We start from the raw sequence: 16,921 nt of genomic DNA, 5'->3' as shown, positions 1-16,921 counted from the left end.
CATCCCGTTCGGATGCGCCGCGGTGCCGATCAGAAAGTCTCACAGATGAACACCCCAGACCAGACCCTTGTCACGCAGGACCGCATCCAGGCATTGCTCGCCGCGACCCCCAAGGGGCTGCTGATCGACGGTGCATGGAGGGAGTCCTCCGACGGTGCCACCTTCGAGGTGGAGAACCCGGCCACCCAGGAAGTCATCGCGACGATGTCCTCGGCCACCTCAGACGATGCCCGCGCGGCCATGGACGCCGCCGCCGATGCTCAGGAATCATGGGCGCGAACTCCCTCGCGTGAGCGGGCCGAGATCCTCCGCCGGGCCTTCGACCTGGTCCAGGACCGGGCCGAGGAGCTGGCGCTGCTGATGACCCTGGAGATGGGCAAACCACTCGCCCAGTCCCGGGGAGAGGTCGCCTACGGCGGGGAGTTCCTGCGCTGGTTCTCCGAGGAGGCCGTCCGAGACTATGGCCGCTATGCGGCCACCCCCGAGGGTAATCTGCGGATGCTGGTCACCCGCAAACCAGTCGGCCCCTGCCTGCTGATCACTCCGTGGAACTTCCCGCTGGCCATGGCCACCCGCAAGGTCGCGCCGGCCCTCGCGGCAGGGTGCACGATGATCCTCAAACCTGCAGCGTTGACGCCGCTGACCGCGCACTATTTTGCGCAGATCATGCTCGATGCGGGGCTCCCCGATGGAGTGCTCAACGTCGTCTCGACCAGCTCTGCGTCAGCGATCTCCGAGCCGATCATGGGTGATCGCCGGCTGCGGAAGGTATCCTTCACCGGTTCGACACCGGTGGGCAAGCACCTGATGAAGATGGCTGCCGAGAACGTGCTGCGCACCTCTATGGAGCTCGGCGGCAACGGACCGCTGATCGTGTTTGAAGATGCCGATCTGGACAAGGCCGTGGCCGGAGCGATGGCCGCGAAGATGCGCAACATGGGGGAGGCCTGCACGGCCGCGAACCGCCTGTTGGTCCATGAATCGGTGGCGGAGGATTTCACTGCTCGGCTCGCGGAGAAGATGTCTGCGCTGAGGCTGGGTTCCGGAGTCGAGGACGGCGTCGACGTCGGGCCGCTGATCGATGCCAAGGCCCGCGACTCGATGGAAGCACTCGTGGCTGATGCAGTGGCCGGTGGGGCGCAGGTGGTCACCGGAGGCAAGCGTACTGAAGGCGCCGGGTACTTCTTCGAACCGACAGTGCTGCGCAACATCGCCCCCGATGCTCGAGTGCTGCGGGAGGAGATCTTTGGTCCAGTCGCCCCGGTGATCACGTTCCGCGATGAAGCCGAAGCGGTCGCTCTGGCCAACGACACCGAATACGGCCTGGCCTCGTATGTGTTCACCGAAGACATCTCGCGAGGGCTGCGCATCGGAGACCGGATCGAGTTCGGGCTGATGGGTCTCAACGTCGGAGTGATCTCCAACGCGGCCGCCCCTTTCGGCGGGGTGAAGCAGTCTGGGCTGGGTCGCGAGGGAGGAGCCGAAGGCATTGCGGAGTACACCAGCACCCAGTACATCGGTGTGGAGAACCCCTGGAGCGCTGTCTGAAGGCTACGGCGCGATGCGGCAACGCGGCATCGGGGAGCCCCCGACCTGGACCCGGGTGCCGCGCGGATTAGCTCTTGAGCACCGGCTGTAATGGGGCTAGCCGCACCTTTCTATACAGGCGGCGAATTTCGGCGTATCAATGAGGCATGCGGAAGACCGTTCTCGGCTTGGCGCGCTACCCGGTGGTCTTCGCGACCCTCGCCATCGGGGTGCTCGGCGGAGCCCTGGAGCTCAGCGGCCAGGGACCTGCGGCGCGCTGGGTGATCTCCGGATTCGCCGTGGTCGTCGCGCTGCTGCAGGCCCGTCGGATGATCACGGATCTGCGCGCCGGAACCTACGGCATCGACCTGCTGGCGGTCACCGCCATCGGTTCCACCGTGGCGGTGGGAGAATACTGGGCTGCGCTTGTCGTGTGCCTGATGCTCTCCGGCGGTGAAGCCCTGGAGAACTACGCCGCCGGTCGAGCTCGGCGGGAGCTGACCGGGCTGCTGGAGAATGCCCCGCACACCGCGCACCTGTTGCGCGGGGACAGCGGCCCCACAGATGTGCCGGTGGAAGAGGTCAGCGTCGGTGACCGGCTGCTGGTGCGGCCCTTCGAGGTGGTGCCGGTGGACAGTATGCTCGAGTCCGCCTCGGCGACATTCGACGAGTCCTCGCTCACCGGAGAATCCCTGCCGGTGGAACGCGCTCAGGGCGAGGAGCTGCTCTCCGGGGCCGTGAACGGTGGCGAGGCCATCGAGATCCGCGCCACCGCCAACGCCTCCGAGTCCCAGTACCAGCGGATCATCGAGCTGGTCCGCGAGGCACAGGAGTCGAAGGCTCCCTTCGTCCGGCTCGCCGACCGGGTCGCGGTGCCCTTCACCCTGGGAGCGCTCGGACTCGCCGTGGGGGCCTGGGCGTTCTCCGGCGACCCCACGCGCGCGGCAGAGGTGCTCGTCGTCGCGACTCCCTGCCCGCTGATCATCGCGGCGCCGGTGGCATTCATGGCCGGAATGTCCCGCGCGGCCAGCAACGGCATCATCGTCAAGAGCAGCGGCACGCTGGAACAGCTGGCGCGGGTGAGGACCGCCGCCTTCGACAAGACCGGAACCCTCACCCACGGCAAGCCTGAGGTGACACACGTCCATGCCGTCGGACTCGAACCAGAACGGATGCTCGCGCTCGCCGCGGCAGTCGAGCAGTACTCCTCACATCCGCTGGCAGCCGCCGTGGTCGAAGCTGCCAGCGCGAACTCGCAGGGCGTGCCGAGCGCCGAGGACGTGATCGAGGTGCCCGCCAACGGGGTGCGCGGGAGGGTCGAGGGGCGCGCCGTCGTCGTCGGCAGCGTCCGCTTCATCGGCCGGGAGACCTCCACGACGCCGGACACTCCGCCGGTGGGTCACAGTGGTGTGCACGTGGCCGTGGACGGCACCTACGCGGGGTACATCGCCCTCGCCGATGAGCTGCGCGTCGAGACCCGGGCCACGATGGCCTCGCTTCACCGGGCCGGGGTCAGCACCACGATGATGCTCACCGGCGACGGTGAACACGTGGCCCGCCACATCGCGCAGCAGGCAGGCATCGACGACGTGCGCGCAGACCTGCTCCCCGAGGACAAGGTATCCGCAGTGCAGGCGGCGCACCCGCGCCCGGTGATGATGGTCGGCGACGGCGTCAACGATGCGCCGGTGCTGGCGGTCGCTGACGTGGGAGTGGCCATGGGCGCGCGCGGTTCCAGTGCTGCCAGTGAGTCCGCCGACATCGTGATCACCGTCGATGACCTCGGACGCAGTGCTCGGGCCGTGCACATCGGGCGCCGCACCATGCGGGTCGCCTGGCAGGCGATCTGGATCGGTGTCGGCATGTCGGTGGTCCTGATGCTCATCGCCGCGGCGGGCATGCTGCCTGCCATCGTCGGCGCCTGGCTGCAGGAGGTGGACGATCTCGCCTCCATCCTGTGGGCGCTGCGGGCCATGCGTCCGAGCAGGAGGGAGCGGGCGGAGGCTGCGCAGGTGGCGCGGGAGCTGGAGGCGGCCCGCGGCGGACAGCTCGGCCCCACCGACGCGGCGTCCCACGATGTCTCGAAAAAGATCTGAGAATCCGCGTGAGGATCCTCGGGCCTGTGCGTCCCCGCCTAGGTCCGACCGGCAGGGTCGAGATCCTTGACTGCACCGAGCGCTCCCTGAGCGCTCAGCGATCTGAAGGAGAGCGCAATGACCGAGAACACCTCCGCCATCACGCATGGCACGGACCAGGCAGAACCTGCCCCCGGGGGCCAGAACTCCGCAGCCCAGAGCCCGGCAGCCCAGAGCCCGCTGTTGACCGCGTTCGGCGCCACCACGGTGGAAGAGACCGTGGTGCAGAAACTCTCCGCGATCGCCGCCCGCGAGGTCCCCGGCGTGTGCGCGGTGGGCAACATCGCCCGGCGCACCCTCGACGCGATCTCCGAGCGCATCCCCGGCGCGCGCACCCAGGTCAGCGGCGGCGTCTCGGTGGAGAAGGGTGACCGTCAGACTGCCATCGACCTGACCGTGATCGTCGAGTACGGCGCATCCATCGTGGAGGTCACCGAGAACGTCCGGCGCAACGTCATCCGCGCCGTCGAGCACGGCACAGGGCTGGAGGTCGTGGAGGTCAACATCAGCGTGGCCGATGTGCACCTGCCCGAAGATGACGAACAGCCCCGGGAGATCGCTCCCGGGGCCCCCAGTCATTCGTCCCGGCGGGCTGCCGAGGTCAGAGGGTCAACGGTTCAGGAGCCGTAGCGGCCGGTCAGCAGCACGCCGCCGCCGTCGACTCCCTTGGCGCCCTGGACGAAGTCCAGACCGGCACCGGCCACCCGGGCCTCCTCGGGGCGGTAGGCGCTGACCTCACCCATCACCCAGGCGGTCTGGCCCGAGGCGGTCAGGTGAGCCAGGGCGTCGTCGGCCTTCTCGGCGGAGACCACAGCGATCATGCCCACGCCCAGGTTCAGCGTGCGCTCCAGGTCGGCCTGCGGGACCGAGCCAAGCCGCGCAATCAGCGAGAACACCGCGGGCCAGGACCAGGTCGAGCGGTCCACGGTCGCCATCAGCCCGGTGGGGAGCACACGCGCCAGGTTCGCCGCGAGACCACCGCCGGTGACATGGCTGAACCCGCGCACCGGGGCCTCGGGCGAGATCTCAGCCTCGGCGGGGTCGCCGTTGAGTGCGGTGACCAGGTCCAGACAGGGCGTGGTGTAGAGCCGGGTCGGTTCCAGCAGCTCCTGGCCCAGGGTGCGGCCGAACTCCTCGACCTCGCGCTCATAGCCCCAGCCGGCGGAAGAGACCACGCGGCGGACCAGCGAGTAGCCGTTCGAGTGGATGCCGGAGGAGGCCATGCCGATGATCACGTCACCGGCACGGACCCGCTCTGGGCCCAGCACGGCGGAGGCGTCGACGACGCCGGTGGCCGCGCCCGCGACGTCGTACTCATCGGCTGCCAGCAGTCCGGGGTGCTCGGCGGTCTCGCCGCCGATCAGAGCGGTGCCGGTCTCGGCGGCGGCCTTGGCGATGCCGGAGACCACCGCAGCGATCCGGGTGGGCTCCACCTTGCCGGTGGCGATGTAGTCGGTCATGAACAGCGGCTTCGCGCCCATGACCACGATGTCGTCGACGACCATGCCGACCAGGTCGAAGCCGATGGTGTCGTGGATGTCCATCGCCTGGGCGATGGCGACCTTGGTGCCGACCCCGTCGGTGGAGGTGGCCAGCAGCGGCCGGGGAAGCCGCTTGAGCTCGCTGGCGTCGTAGAGCCCGGCGAACCCGCCGACCCCGCCGATGACCTGTGGCGTGTGCGTAGCCTCGATGTGGGCCTTCATCAGCTCCACGGCGCGGTCGCCGGCCTCCACGTCGACGCCGGCGGAGGCATAGGTGATCGGAGCGCCGGAGTGGGAATCGGCGCTGGTGTGTTCAGAAGTCACTTCTTGGCCTCCGCGAGGGGGATCTCGTCGAGTTCGAATTCGGCATCGGGTCCTGGCTCGCAGCCACCGGCCGGAGTCAGGGTGGAATCGGCGGGCTGTTCCAGCAGCATCTTCCCGCGTCGGCTCTCCGGCGGCAGCTTGATCGGGTAGACCCCGGAGAAGCAGGCGGTGCACAGCGTGGAGCGCGGCTGCTGGGTGGCGGCGATCATCCCGTCCTCGGAGATGTAGGCCAGCGAATCGGCCCCCACGGCCTGGGTGATCTCGTCCATGGTGGCCCCGTTGGCGATCAGCTCGGCGCGGGAGGCGAAGTCGATGCCGTAGAAGCAGGGCCACTTCACCGGCGGGGAGGAGATCTTCACGTGGATCTCGGCGGCGCCGGCCTCCTTGAGCATCCTTACGATGGCGCGCTGGGTGTTGCCGCGCACGATCGAGTCATCGACGACCACTACGCGCTTGCCGCGGACCACGTGGTCCTGGACGTTGAGCTTGAGCCGGATGCCGAGCTGGCGCAGCGTCTGCGAGGGCTCGATGAAGGTCCGGCCCACATAGGCGTTCTTGATGAAGCCCAGCGCGAAGGGAAGCCCGGAGGCCTCGGCGTAGCCCACCGCCGCCGGGGTCCCGGATTCTGGGACCGGGATCACGATATCGGCGTCGTGGGTGTCCTCGCGGGCCAGCTGACGGCCCATCTCGACCCGCGACTCATAGACCGAGCGGCCGTTGATGTTCGCATCCGGGCGGGCCAGGTAGACATATTCGAAGACGCAGCGCGAAGGGGTCGCGGCGGCGAAGCGGTGGGAGCGCACGCCGTCGGAATCGATGGCGATCAGCTCCCCGGGCTCGATCTCGCGGATCACCGAGGCCCCCACGGTGGCCAGCGCGGACTGCTCGGAGGCGACCACCCAGCCGCGGGCCAGACGGCCCAGCACCAGCGGGCGCACGCCATGCGGGTCCCGGGCGGCATAGAGCGTGTTCTCATTCATGAACACCAGGCAGAACGCGCCCTCCAGGGTGGGCAGCAGGGCCATCGCCTGATCTTCTAGACTGTCCCCGGGCTGTTCCTTCAACAGCGCGGTGACCAGCGCGGTGTCGGTGGTGTTGCCCTGGTTGAGCTCGCCGAAGTCGGCTCGTCCGTGGCGTTCGATGATGCGGTCGCGCAGGTCCGCGGAGTTCGTGAGGTTGCCGTTGTGCCCCAGCGCGACGGTTCCGTGCGGGGTGTCCCCGAGGGTCGGCTGGGCGTTGGACCACTGGCTGGCTCCGGTGGTGGAGTATCTGCAGTGTCCGACGGCGATGTGCCCGGTCAGCGAGTTGAGCGTGGACTCGTCGAAGACCTGGGAGACCAGGCCGAGGTCCTTATAGACCCGGATGCTCTTGCCGTCGGAGGCAGCGATCCCGGCGGACTCCTGGCCGCGGTGCTGCAGCGCGTAGAGCCCGTAATAGGCCAGTTTGGAGACTTCCTCCCCGGGGGCCCAGACGCCGAAGACTCCGCATTCGTCCTGCGGCAGCGGGTCCTCGTCGAGGAGATTGAAGTTCAGCTGACCATCATTGTGGGCCATTCGCAGAAGTCCTCTCTGCAGAGTCGATCTTCTGCAGGTCATAAGTGCGGGTGCGCTTCCGTGAGCGCCAGTCGATGAAGAGCCAGGTCACGGCGCCCAGGGCCAGCCCTGGCATCGCGAAGGCGACGATGAGATATCCCAGCGAACCGCGGAGCGAATAGTCGTCCGCGGGGCCGGTGACCAGCACCACGACGACGGCGGCCACCACGGCCGCCAACACTCCTGCGATGAGGAAGGGGCTCAGCCTGGGGGTAGGACGAACGGTCACCTGCCGACGCTCCGACTCGCCCGTCTGCTCGCGTGAAGACATACCACCATGCTACCGGCCCAGCCTGGGTGCCGGGCACGTGGGAGCTGGTGCCCCGCGGTTCACCGGCGAAGTGGCAGCAGCGCCGAGAGGTCGGCGCGGGTGCCCGATGCCGAGATCCGCCCGGCGGCGCGTGCCGTCTCCCATCCGGTGACCCCGGTGGCGAGCTCCAACCAGTCCTGCGGGGCGAGCTCGACCACGTTCGGGGGAGTGCCCCGGGAATGGGAGGGGCCTTCGACGCACTGGGTCACCCCGAAGGGCGGGACCCGGACCTCCACGGAGTTCCCCGGAGCCACCTCGGCGAGCTCCTCGAGGCAATACCGCACAGCGGTGGCCACGGTCCGGCGGTCGGAGTCTCCTGACTCCCACGCGCGGACCGCGGCCATGCCGTCGACGGCGGTGATGCGACGTCGTGCCATGCTCAGCCGCTCATCTTCCGGCGATCTTGACCAGGCGCTTGTTGACGAACTCCGCCATGCCGTAGGGGCCGAGCTCGCGGCCCACGCCGGAGCGCTTCACGCCGCCGAAGGGCAGCTCGGCGGAGGTGCCGGCGGGCTCGTTGACGAAGATCATGCCGGTGTGGATCTGCTCGCCGATCCGCTGAGCGTGCTCGACGTCGGTGGCGAACACCGAGGCGGAGAGACCGTACTGGGTGTCGTTGGCCAGCTTCACGGCCTCTTCCTCATCGGCGACCTTGTAGACCATCGCCACCGGCCCGAAGAGCTCTTCGCCGTAGGCGCGCATCTCACGGGTGATACCGGTCAGCAGGGTGGGCTGGTACCAGGCGCCCCGGCGCTGGTCGAAGTCGCCGCCCATGTGCAGGGTGGCGCCCTTCTCCACGGCGTCCTGGACCTGCTCGTGCAGATCCTCGGCGGCCTGGGCCGAGGACATCGGGCCGATGAAGGCCTCCTCGGAGAGCGGGTCGAGCAGCTTGATCTCGGACAGCGCCTGCTGGAACTGCTCGAGGAAATCGTCGTAGAACTCTGCCGGGACGATGACGCGCTTGGCGGCGTTGCAGGCCTGTCCGGCGTTGGCCATCCGGCCCTGCACGGCGCCCTTGACCGCTGCGGGCAGGATCTCGCGATCCAGGACCAGCAGCGGATCATTGCCGCCCAGCTCAAGGACGACCTTCTTGAGGTTCTCACCGGCGACGGCTGCGACCTTGGTGCCGGCCCGCTCGGAGCCGGTCAGTGAGATGCCCGCCACGCGGGGGTCCGGGATCACGATGTCTGCGATCTGCGCGCTGGAGGCATACACGTTGGTGTAGGCGTGCTGCGGGAAGCCGGCATCGCGGAAGATCTGTTCCATCGCCGCCGCGGATTCGGGGCACTGCGAGGCGTGCTTGAGCATGATCGTGTTGCCGATCATCAGGTTCGGCACCGCGAAGCGGGCCACCTGGTAGTACGGGAAGTTCCAGGGCATGATGCCCAGCAGCACGCCGACGGGCCGGCTCTGCATGACGGCGCTTCCGTCTGGGGAGTCGGTGATCGGCTCATCGGCGAGGAACTCGGCACCGTGATCGGCGTAGTAGTGGAAGATCGAGATCACGATGTCCAGCTCGGAGCGGGCCTGGGTCATCGGCTTGCCCATCTCGCGGGTGATGATCGTGGCCAGCTCGTCCTTGCGCTCTTCGTAGATCGCCGCCGCGCGGCGCAGCAGGTCGGCGCGCTCGGAGAGCTCGGTCTTCGACCAGCTGGTGAAGGTCTCGGCGGCGTGATCGAGTGTCGCGCTCAGCTGATCGTCGGTGAGGGTGGCGAACTCCGCCTCGACCTCACCGGTGGCAGGGTTGGTGACTTTGTAGTCGGCCATGGAAATCTGTGCCTCGCTTGTCAGTGGTCGATCGGTGACCTGCCCGCCGAAGCGGCGGACTCCTCGACGCTATGACCCTGCGCGGTGCGGCACAAGCTGATCAGGCGCTGGGCCGGGTAGTTCACCAATACGCGAAACCGGGACGATGTGTGGAATAAAAACCCGGTTGGTGCTGGCACCCGTGCGCTTCAGTCGACGGGAGGCCTCAGAGGCGTTCGAGCAGCGCGGGGGCCAGGCGGATGCTGCCCACCTGCTCCGCGGCGAGTCCTCCGGTGATCGGCTTGACGATCTTGCGCAGCACCGGGCCCAGAGCGTCGAGCTCGATCACCCCGCGGGCGGCCAGCAGGCTCAGCGCGACAAGGTTCGTGGCGCGGGAGGATCCGTCGAGGACCTTGACCGCGGCGGCGGTGCCGTCCGGGGCCGCGACCACCAGGACGCCCTCGGCGCCGAGCTTCGCGGTCAGGCCCAGCTCTTCGAGCACCACGGTGTTGGCCTCGCCGCGGCCGTGCACCGCCCAGGGGTAGTCGAGCATCGCCTGGTTCACGGTGAACGCGTGGACCTCGGCGTCGCGGCGCGAGGTGGAGGCGGCCAGCTTGGAGAATCCGCGGGCCAGTCCGGTGAGTGAGAGCGCCGGGGCGGGGGCTCCGCAGCCGTCGATCCCGACCACGGTCGGCTCCTCGCCGCAGTATTCGGTGATCACGTCCATGATCACCCGCTGCAGCGGGTGGGAACGCTCGAGGTAGGTGTTGAGTCGCCAGCCGTTGGTCCGGGTGGCGGCGAGGAACGCGACATGCTTGCCGGAGCAGTTGAAGGCCAGCGGCGTCTCGGTCTTGCCGGCCTCCAGATGCACGCGCAGGTCATGGTTGCGGGAGGGCCAGGCCGACGGGCATTTCAGCGCCGACTCGTCCAGGCCCTCGGCGGCGAGGATGCTCGCGGCGAGCTCCTGGTGCTTGCGCGAGCCCACATGGGAGCCGCAGGCCAGGGCGACCGCCTCCGGTGAGATCAGCGCGCCGGAGCGCAGCGAGGCGATGGCCTGGAAGGGCTTCAGTGTGGAGCGCGGGAACATCAGCCGCTCGGGAGCGCCGATGGACTCCAGCACCGCACCGTCAGGTCCCACCACCACGGCGGAGCCGATGTGCCGGGACTCGACGACGCCGGCGCGGGTCACCACTGCCAGTTCGGCCGATTCCGCCACCGAGGCCGCGTGCAGGTCCTGCTGTTCGGCGGATCCGGGGAGGGGCGGCACCGAGGGTGCTTCGGCAGAGAGGCGCGCATCAGTCATGGGCTCAGTCTACGGAGTGAGGGCCGCGCGCGGCCGAGGCGGACCCGCGGGAGTCCGCCGTTCGATAGGCTGAGCGGCGTGAAGGTACTTGTAGTCGGCCCCGGAGGCCGCGAGCACGCCATCGTCCGAGCACTGCTGCGCGATGAAGCAGTCACCACCGTGGAGGCCGCGCCGGGCAACGCCGGCATCGCAGCGCAGGTCCGCTGCCACAGCGTCGACGCCCAGGACGGGGCCGCGGTGGCAGCGCTCGCCGTCGCCGGCGGCTTCGACCTGGTGGTCATCGGTCCCGAGGCGCCGCTGGCCGCAGGAGTGGCCGACGCCGTCCGCGAGGCAGGGATCCCGGCCTTCGGGCCCTCCGCTTCCGCCGCGCGGCTGGAAGCCTCCAAGGCCTTCGCCAAGGAGATCATGGCCGCCGCCGAGGTGCCCACCGCCGGAGCGGTGCACGTCAGCGACCTCGCCGCGGCGCAAGACGCCGTCGACCGGTTCGGCGCGCCCTATGTCGTCAAGGACGACGGGCTCGCCGCCGGCAAGGGCGTGGTGGTCACCGAGGACCGCGCCGAGGCGCTGGCCCACGCCCAGGCCTGTTTCGCCGCCGGCGGCTCGGTGGTCATTGAGGAGTTCCTCGACGGACCCGAGGTCTCGCTCTTCGTCCTCTCCGACGGGGTGAACCTGGTGCCGCTGTCCCCGGCGCAGGACTTCAAACGCATCTTCAACGACGACGCCGGCCCCAACACCGGCGGCATGGGCGCCTACACCCCGCTGGACTGGTTGACCGGGTACACCGAGACCGACGCCGCCGGCGCCCAGCGCGACTTCGTGCAGATCGTGGTGGACACCGTCGCCGCCCCGACCCTGGCCGAGATGTCCCGCCGCGGCACCCCCTTCGTCGGGGTGCTCTACTGCGGGCTGGCCGTCACCTCCCGCGGGGTCCGGGTCATCGAGTTCAACGCCCGCTTCGGCGACCCCGAGACCCAGGCGGTGCTCGAACGCCTGGCCACACCGCTGGGTCAGCTGCTGCTGGACTGCGCCACCGGCTCGCTCGGCCGCGCCCGCACCCTTGACTGGGCGCAGGGCTACGCCGCCGACGTCGTGATGGCCGCGGAGAACTACCCGGAGACCCCGCGCAGGGGTGACGTGATCACCGGCACCGCGCAGGCCGAGAACCTCGACGGCGTGGCAGTGCTGCACGCCGGCACCGCCGCAGACGACCAGGGCCGGCTGACCACCGACGGCGGGCGGGTGCTCGCCGTCGTCGGCACCGGTGACTCGCTGGCTGAGGCCGTGCAGCGCGCCTACGCCGGGGTGCAGGAGATCTCCTGGGAGGGCGAGCAGCACCGCACCGACATCGCCGCGAAGGCGCTCGCCGGAGAGATCCAGCTCCGCAGTGACGTCCAGCTCCGCAGTGACGTCCAGCTCCGCAGTGACGTCCAGCTCCGCAGTGACGTCCAGCTGGACGCGGGACCGAGCGAGTCGGCCGCGCGCCTCCCGGTGCACCCCGCCGGCGAAACAGCCGACCAGTCAGCCGAAGACCTGCCCGGCTGGGTGCACGTGTCCTCCGGGAAGGTCCGCGAGCTCTACCGGCCCGCCCCCGGATCCCCCTGGGACGGTCAGGACGTGATCCTGATGGTCGCCAGCGACCGGATCAGCGCCTACGACCACGTGCTCTCCAGCCCCATCCCCGACAAGGGCATCATCCTCACCCAGCTCAGCCTGTGGTGGTTCGATCAGCTCGAGGCCGCCGGGATCTCGCATCACGTGGTCTCGGTCGAGGTGCCCGAAGCTGTCGCCGGGCGCGCGATGATCTGCCGGAACCTGCAGATGATCCAGGCCGAATGCATCGCCCGCGGCTACCTCACCGGGTCCGGGCTCGCCGATTACCGGGAGACCGGCGGCGTGACCGGGCTGGTGCTGCCGGAGGGCCTCACCGACGGCTCCGCGCTGCCCGAGCCGATCTTCACCCCGTCCTCGAAGGCCGCCCAGGGTGATCACGACGAGAACATCAGCTTCGAGACGCTCACCGAGACCGTGGGCGTGCAGGTGGCGACGCAGCTGCGCGACGCGACGCTGCGGATCTACGTCTTGGCCGAGGAGATCTGCCGCGAGGCCGGGGTGATCCTGGCGGACACCAAGCTCGAGTTCGGCTTCGACCCCGGCGGCGCGCTCACCGTGGCCGATGAGGTCCTGACCCCTGACTCATCACGCTTCTGGCCCGCCGAGAGCTGGGAGCCCGGGGCGGCACAGCCCTCCTTCGACAAGCAGTTCGTCCGCGACTGGCTGACCTCGGCCGCGTCCGGATGGGACCGCAGCGCCGGGCAGGCACCGCCGGCGCTTCCGCAGGAGGTCATCGGCGCCACACGACAGCGCTACCTGGACGCCTACCAGCGCCTCACCGGGACCGAACTGGTCTTCTGACCCCTGGGGCTGCCCGACTCGGGGGCATCGACCCTGGGATTCCGCTCCTGGGGCTGCGCACCTCAGGGAGCTGTGTTCAGCGGTCGGTGCACTGCCCGGTGGAGACGGTCTCGGAGTAGCGATCCGGATCGGTCAGCACATCCCCGGCCTGGTCCGCGGTGATCGCGAAGCCGACGTTGCTGCCCTCCACGGCGCGGGCGAACACGACGCCGGCCACGTCCCCGGCCCGATCGATCAACGGCCCGCCCGAGTTGCCCTGCCGGACATCGGCGCTGAGCTGGAAGATCTCCAGGGTGCTCGGCGAGCTGCCGTAGATGTTGTTCACCTGGGAGACGTCGCGCGCCTGGATCACCGCGCTGCCCGCGGAGAACGGCCCGCCCGCGGGGTATCCCATCACGTAGCCCGAATCTCCGACGTCGACCCCCTCGCTCATCTGAAGCGGCGCCACATCGAGGCCGTCCACTGCGATCAGGGCCAGGTCGGAGGCGGGATCGAAGTGCACCGCGCGGCCGGTGAGCACCTCGCCGTCCGGCATCTCCACCGCAGGCTCGGCCACACCGGCGATGACATGGGCGTTGGTCACCACCCGGGTGGGGGAGACGGCGAAGCCGGACCCCGACTGGGACTGCCCACACTGCTCCGCGACCCCGGTGATCCTCCCCACCGAGGCGGCGGAGGCGACGCCGGCGTCATTGAGGTCCTGGTTCTCCGGCAGCTCCGCAGGCTCGGGCACCAGCTGTGCGAGCTCCGGGATGTCGGAGTCCAGCACCGCGGAGCGGACCTGGGCGAACCAGGACTCTGCCTGATCGGGCACCGCGGAGTCGACGGTGCTCAGCACGGTGGACTGCTTCATCGCCTGGTTCACTGCGGGGAAGCCCATGGCGGAGATCGAGAAGGAGAGCAGCGCGATCACGAACACGGCGACCACCACGTTGACGACACCGCCGACCAGCGAGCTCAGGCCGCGCACCGCGCGGGACTTGAACATCCTCTGGATCTCGGCCCCGGCGGCGGATCCCAGCCCGTGCCCGGCGGCCACCAGCACGATGGCGGCGGCGAGCACCGCGATCACCCGCCAGAGCGGATCAGGGACCCAGGATGCGACCAGCGGGATCGCGAAGAACGCCGCGGTCGCGCCGATGAGGAATCCGAAGACACCGCCGAGGGTGGCCCAGACGCCCCTGCGCAGGCCTGCGATGAGGAAGCCCAGAAGCACCACCACCAAGATCACGTCGAGTATGGTGATTCCCATCGGTGGCGGGCTCCTTATGGTTCAGGGGGATCGTGGCTCTGCGGTTCGGGACTGCTGCTCTGGGACCGCTGGGCCTGGCTGTCGGCCGACGGAATCGGTCCCCAAAGAATGACATAGAATCCCTGGCCGCTTGCTGAACGTTTCCGCACGTCGAGGCGAACTGGTAACTTCTAAGCAACGAGACTCTGTTTATCTCACACATCCAGGAAGAACGGATCGCCCATGGACCTTGAAGTACTGCGCCGCGCACCGCTGTTCGCCACGCTCGACGACGACGTCTTCAGCGCCCTCATCAAAGAGCTCAACGAGGTCGACCTGTCCCGCGGGTCATCCGTCTTCCACGAGGGTGACCAGGGTGATCAGCTGTACTTCATCATCTCCGGCAAGATCAAGCTGGGACGCACCACCCCGGACGGCCGTGAGAACCTGCTTGCAGTCCTCGGCCCGGGCGAGATCTTCGGCGAGATGGCGCTGTTCAACCCCGCGCCACGCACCGCCACGGCGACTGCCGTGTCCGAGACGCGACTGGCCGGCCTGCGCCATGACAGCCTGCGCAACGTCATCACCACCAACCCAGAGGTCTCGGTGCAGCTGCTCCAGGCCCTGGCCAAGCGGCTGACCCGGACCAACGAGTCCCTCGCGGACCTCGTCTTCTCCGACGTCCCCGGACGCGTCGCCAAGGCGCTGCTGGACCTGGCTGACCGCTTCGGCCGCCCGGCTCCGGACGGCGTGCTGGTGGCGCACGAGCTCACCCAGGAGGAGCTGGCCCAGCTGGTCGGCGCCTCCCGCGAGACCGTGAACAAGGCGCTGGCCGAGTTCGTCCAGCGCGGCTGGCTGCGCCTGGAGGCGCGCGCCGTGGTGATCCTGGACATCCAGCGGATCCGCCAGCGCTCCCGCTGAGCTGAACCCGCTGGTCTCCACCAGCACTGATCCCAGACATAGAAGGAGCGCCCGGCGAATCGCCGGGCGCTCCTTCTATGTCTGCGCCTGATCTGCGCCTGATCTGCGCCTGATCTGCGGGTGACGCTCGGAGGCTACTCCCCGGTGACCCGTGAGGGCGGATAGAAGCGGAGGAACTTGCGCACCAGGGAGGCCTGTGCGGCCAGCAGGAGCGCCACCCGGCGCGGGCTGCGATCAGCCGCGTAGAAGAACGGGTTCCGCGCACCGCCCGAGCGCAGGATCCCTGCGACCCGGCGTCGTCGCTGCGGGTCAGAGACATACCGGCCGGCCAGCCAGCCCGGCAGCACGGTGTAGACCGTCTCCTGCTGATCCTCCACGCGGGATGTGTCGCCATCGGCTGAGAGCTCGCCGCGGATGAAGTCCCGCACGTAGTACTCCACCGGGTTGTTGCCCGCCCCGGTGATGTAGTAGCTGGAGCGACCCAGCCGGGGATTGAGCTCGAAGAACTTCGTCTTTCCGTCGCGCGGATCGAATTTCAGGTCGAAGTTCGCGTAACCCACCCAACCCAGCTCGGTGAGCAGCTTCTGCGCCTGATCCACCGCTTCGGAGTTCTTCGTGGTGAGGATCACCGAAGGGTTGCCCAGCGCGGCGGGGGAGTGATCCTCCACCACGGTCTCGCCCCAGGAGGCGAAGCGGATCACCGAGTTCTGATCGGCGTAGCAGGTCAGCACCCGCATGTTCTGGTCATCGCCCGGGACCTCCTCCTGCACCACGAAGCTCGCCCGGTACCCGGCCGCGTGGACCTTGGCGAAGAGATCGGCCAGATCCTCGGAAGTCTCCACCCGGTGCACCTTGTGCTTGCCCTCGAACTCGGTCCAATACCAGGCCGTGACATCAGCAGGCTTCGCCCATACCGGAAAGCTGAGATCCAGCGGGAGCTGGGTGTCCAGAGCGGCGCCGAAGTCCACCACCCGGGTGACCGGGTGATCCACGCCGAGCCTCTCGGCCAGCGCGGTGAAGTTGTCCTTGACGGTGGCCGCGTCGAAACGGGCCCGGTCCACATAGGGCACGACGACGTCGTCGCCCAGGTCCTCAGGGTGCGCCTCGCGCAGCTCGATGATCGCCTGCACGGTGGAGTCGATCGCGCCCAGCAGCAGGATCGGGATCCCCTGATCGCGCAGCCGCCGGATCGGTGCGAGGTTCAGCCCGGTGCGCACATGCTCCATCACCGTGCCGTTCTCGATCTCCAGGTGGGTGATGATCTTCGAATGCGCGATCATCCACATCTGGTGCTTCGAGAGCACCAGCGACGTGATGCCGTAGGCCTCATGGAAGGCCCGTGCTGCGCCATAGGCTCCGGCGTCGCCGCCGATGATCACCGGGGCGAAGCCGGCGGCGGCCCAGCGGCGCTCCTGGTCCTGCCAGCGTCTGTCCTGGGTGAAGACCGGGGAGGCCTCAGCGGACATGGGCGATGAGGTCGACTTCCACCGGGGTGTCCAGCGGCAGCACCGACACGCCCACGGCGCTGCGGGCATGCTGCCCGGCGTCGCCGAAGGCCGCACCGAGCAGCTCCGAGGCGCCGTTGAGCACCTTGGGCTGACCGGTGAAGCTCGGAACCGAGGCGACGAAGCCGCCCACCTTGGCGATCCGGGTGATCCGGTCGAGATCACCCACGGCCGCCTTCAGCGCGCCGATGCAGTTCAGCGCACACTGCCGGGCGAGCTCGTAGGCCTGGTCTTCGGAGACCTCGGCGCCGACCTTGCCGGTCAACGGCAGCGCGCCGTCGACGAAGGGCAGCTGCCCGGAGACGTAGACCACGCCGTCGGCGATGACCGCCGGCTGATAGGAGGCGACCGGGGGGACCACCTCGGGAACGCTCAGGCCGAGTTCGGCCAGGCGCGCTTCAACTGCAGAGATCTGCTCAGCCATGGTGTGTGAC

At 69.0% G+C, this 16,921-nt stretch carries 14 protein-coding genes; 5 read left to right on the top strand and 9 right to left on the bottom strand.

Annotation, left to right across the window (positions count from 1 at the left end; all coding sequences use genetic code 11):
- Positions 1–45: 45 nt before the first annotated feature.
- From LSI54_RS11945 to LSI54_RS11935, 3 genes are all read left to right on the top strand, one after another.
- Complete coding sequence (locus LSI54_RS11945; protein ID WP_241478458.1) at positions 46–1,548, top strand: NAD-dependent succinate-semialdehyde dehydrogenase; 1,503 nt, start codon at positions 46–48, stop codon at positions 1,546–1,548.
- 146 nt (positions 1,549–1,694) lie between these two features.
- Positions 1,695–3,623, top strand: coding sequence for a heavy metal translocating P-type ATPase (locus LSI54_RS11940; RefSeq protein ID WP_241478457.1), 1,929 nt, complete (start codon positions 1,695–1,697; stop codon positions 3,621–3,623).
- Positions 3,624–3,740: 117 nt separating this feature from the next.
- On the top strand, positions 3,741–4,292 hold the full coding sequence (locus LSI54_RS11935) for an Asp23/Gls24 family envelope stress response protein (protein WP_241478456.1): 552 nt from the start codon (positions 3,741–3,743) through the stop codon (positions 4,290–4,292).
- On the opposite strand, the gene purM is transcribed toward LSI54_RS11935, so the two are convergent.
- The 6 genes from purM to LSI54_RS11905 all read right to left on the bottom strand — a co-directional run bounded on the left by purM (position 4,280) and on the right by LSI54_RS11905 (position 10,418).
- Positions 4,280–5,467, bottom strand: a complete 1,188-nt coding sequence (gene purM / locus LSI54_RS11930; protein ID WP_241465940.1) for a phosphoribosylformylglycinamidine cyclo-ligase — start codon at positions 5,465–5,467, stop codon at positions 4,280–4,282. The genes LSI54_RS11935 and purM overlap by 13 nt on opposite strands.
- Positions 5,464–7,020: an amidophosphoribosyltransferase gene (gene purF, locus LSI54_RS11925; protein ID WP_241465942.1), complete on the bottom strand. Its 1,557-nt coding sequence runs from the start codon at positions 7,018–7,020 to the stop codon at positions 5,464–5,466. The genes purM and purF overlap by 4 nt, the downstream gene beginning before the upstream one ends.
- Entirely contained in the window at positions 7,007–7,330 is a 324-nt protein-coding gene (locus LSI54_RS11920) for a hypothetical protein (protein WP_241478455.1), read from the bottom strand. The genes purF and LSI54_RS11920 overlap by 14 nt, the downstream gene beginning before the upstream one ends.
- Positions 7,331–7,389: 59 nt before the next feature.
- A complete protein-coding gene (locus tag LSI54_RS11915) occupies positions 7,390–7,746 on the bottom strand; it encodes a sterol carrier family protein (protein ID WP_241471178.1) in 357 nt (118 codons plus the stop codon).
- 10 nt (positions 7,747–7,756) lie between these two features.
- Positions 7,757–9,136, bottom strand: a complete 1,380-nt coding sequence (locus tag LSI54_RS11910; RefSeq protein WP_241478454.1) for an NAD-dependent succinate-semialdehyde dehydrogenase — start codon at positions 9,134–9,136, stop codon at positions 7,757–7,759.
- 205 nt (positions 9,137–9,341) lie between these two features.
- A complete protein-coding gene (locus LSI54_RS11905; protein ID WP_241465950.1) occupies positions 9,342–10,418 on the bottom strand; it encodes an asparaginase in 1,077 nt (358 codons plus the stop codon).
- Between the two features lie 78 nt (positions 10,419–10,496).
- Here LSI54_RS11905 and purD point away from each other — a divergent pair, with 78 nt between their 5' ends.
- Entirely contained in the window at positions 10,497–12,830 is a 2,334-nt protein-coding gene (gene purD / locus LSI54_RS11900) for a phosphoribosylamine--glycine ligase (RefSeq protein ID WP_241478453.1), read from the top strand.
- Positions 12,831–12,906: 76 nt separating this feature from the next.
- Here the strand turns inward: purD and LSI54_RS11895 are convergent, their stop codons facing one another.
- Positions 12,907–14,082 (bottom strand): MarP family serine protease, encoded by a 1,176-nt coding sequence (locus LSI54_RS11895; RefSeq protein ID WP_241471175.1) that lies wholly within the window; start codon positions 14,080–14,082, stop codon positions 12,907–12,909.
- A gap of 222 nt (positions 14,083–14,304) precedes the next feature.
- On the opposite strand from LSI54_RS11895, the gene LSI54_RS11890 reads away from it, so the two are divergent.
- Positions 14,305–14,982, top strand: a complete 678-nt coding sequence (locus LSI54_RS11890) for a Crp/Fnr family transcriptional regulator (RefSeq protein WP_036477681.1) — start codon at positions 14,305–14,307, stop codon at positions 14,980–14,982.
- A 134-nt stretch (positions 14,983–15,116) separates the two neighbouring features.
- Here the strand turns inward: LSI54_RS11890 and LSI54_RS11885 are convergent, their stop codons facing one another.
- Both LSI54_RS11885 and LSI54_RS11880 read right to left on the bottom strand, forming a co-directional pair.
- Positions 15,117–16,448, bottom strand: a complete 1,332-nt coding sequence (locus LSI54_RS11885) for a carboxylate--amine ligase (protein WP_241478452.1) — start codon at positions 16,446–16,448, stop codon at positions 15,117–15,119.
- The gene (locus tag LSI54_RS11880; RefSeq protein WP_241471173.1) at positions 16,438–16,911 is read right to left on the bottom strand and encodes a RidA family protein; all 474 of its coding nucleotides are present in this window, start codon (positions 16,909–16,911) and stop codon (positions 16,438–16,440) included. Before LSI54_RS11880 ends, LSI54_RS11885 begins: the two co-directional genes overlap by 11 nt.
- Positions 16,912–16,921 lie beyond the last annotated feature (10 nt).

This window comes from Nesterenkonia sp. AY15, assembly GCF_022565855.1.
Taxonomy (GTDB): Bacteria; Actinomycetota; Actinomycetes; order Actinomycetales; family Micrococcaceae; genus Nesterenkonia.
This window is presented reverse-complemented; position numbering and strand designations above follow the sequence as displayed.